Genomic DNA, 1,480 nt, shown 5'->3' on the forward strand with positions numbered 1-1,480 from the left:
GCGGCCCGGCGGGCGGCGCGTGCCGGCTCACCGGCCAGCCAGGCGTAGAAGGAGGACCGGGCCACCTTCAGCAGCCGTGAGGTTCCCCCGCTGCGCGGGAGTGGCTGACTAGCAGGTCAGGGCGGGTTGACGTGGTTTCAGGTTCACTGGTTCGGCCGCTGCCTGGTCGGCGTAGTGCTTCTCCTCGAACTCGATGGGACTGAGGTAGCCGAGGCGCTTCTGGATGCGGCGGGGGTTGTAGAAGCCGTCGATGTATTCGAAGAGCGCGAGGTTCGCTTCGGCCCTGGTGGCGAAGACGCGGCCGCGGATGCACTCGGTCTTGATCAGCATCCACAGGTTCTCCGCCAGGGCATTGTCGAAGGAGTCGCCGACCGAGCCCATGGACGCTTGAACACCTGCTCTGACCAGGCGTGTTGTGAGCTTGATAGACGTGTATTGCGTGCCGTGATCGGCGTGGTGGACGAGTTCGCCAGGGGCGACCTCGCGGCTGGCCAGCGCGTACTCGAGGGAGGTGAGGACCAGGTCGGCGTCCGCGCGGGCGGAGGTCTCCCAGGCCACGACTCTGCGGGAGAAGGCATCGCGGATCGCCGAGAGCCACAGTGGCCCCTCCAGGGTGGGGATCATGGTCAGGTCGGTGACCCACAGCCGGTTCGGCGCGTGTGCCGTGAAGTCGCGTTGCACCAGGTCAGGGGCGAGGTCGGCGTCCGGGTCGCGGCGGGTGAAGCCCTTGCTCCTGCGGGGGCTGATCCCGGCCAGGCCGGCCTGGCGCATGAGCCGCTCGACCCGCTTGCGGCCGACGTGGACACCCTCGCGCTTCAGGACGGCATGGATCCTGGGCGATCCGTAGATCCCGCCGGAGTCCTGGTGGATCTGCCGGATCTGCCCGGTCAGCTCGGTGTCCTGGCGGATCCGTTCGCAGGGGTCCTTCTCGGCCTGGCGCCAGCGGTAGTAGGTGGCGGAGGGGATGTGCAGTTCCCGCAGTACGGGCTCGACCCCCAGGTGCGGGTGCTCGTCGAGGAGCGCTCTCACCTGGGCCGGGTCGGGTCGAGCTGCGCGGCGAAAAAAGCCGAGGCCGTCCGCAGGACCTCGTTCGCCCGGCGCAGGTCCCGCACCTCGCGCCGCAGCTGGGCGAGCTCGTTCTTCTCTTCGGTGGTGAGCAGGTCATCCCGCTCGCCGGCGTCGGCCTCGGCCTGCCGGATCCAGTTCCGCAGGGCTTCGTGATGCACGCCGAGTTCCTCGGCCATACGGCGGATCACGGGCTTCGGCTCGGCGGTCCGATACATCCGCACCGCACGCTCACGCAACTCCAGCGGGTACTTCCTCGGGGCAGGCATCGTCTGGGCTCCTCTCATGAGACCCATCTGACCTGCTGTCACCTTTCCCCGCATCTCGGGGGAACCTCACCGGCACAACAGAGCAACGTTGTGGGTGGTCCTCTCCGCCTCGATGAACGCATACACGTCGTTCATCGATCGCTCTC

The 1,480-nt window shown here is 68.0% G+C and carries 2 protein-coding genes; both read right to left on the reverse strand.

Annotated elements, in window-relative coordinates:
• Window positions 1-108: 108 nt before the first annotated feature.
• A complete protein-coding gene (locus BM536_RS37300) occupies window positions 109-1,029 on the reverse strand; it encodes an IS3 family transposase (protein WP_073500221.1) in 921 nt (306 codons plus the stop codon).
• Window positions 1,026-1,334 (reverse strand): transposase, encoded by a 309-nt coding sequence (locus BM536_RS37305; RefSeq protein ID WP_030053558.1) that lies wholly within the window; start codon window positions 1,332-1,334, stop codon window positions 1,026-1,028. The genes BM536_RS37300 and BM536_RS37305 overlap by 4 nt, the downstream gene beginning before the upstream one ends.
• Window positions 1,335-1,480: the final 146 nt, after the last annotated feature.

Origin of the sequence: Streptomyces phaeoluteigriseus (assembly GCF_001896135.2) — a bacterium.
Taxonomy (GTDB): Bacteria; Actinomycetota; Actinomycetes; order Streptomycetales; family Streptomycetaceae; genus Streptomyces; species Streptomyces phaeoluteigriseus.

Excerpts from the sequence above, each read along its gene's own strand:
- BM536_RS37305 (WP_030053558.1), bottom strand. The coding sequence starts at position 1,334 with ATGCCTGCCCCGAGGAAGTACCCGCTGGAGTTGCGTGAGCGTGCGGTG.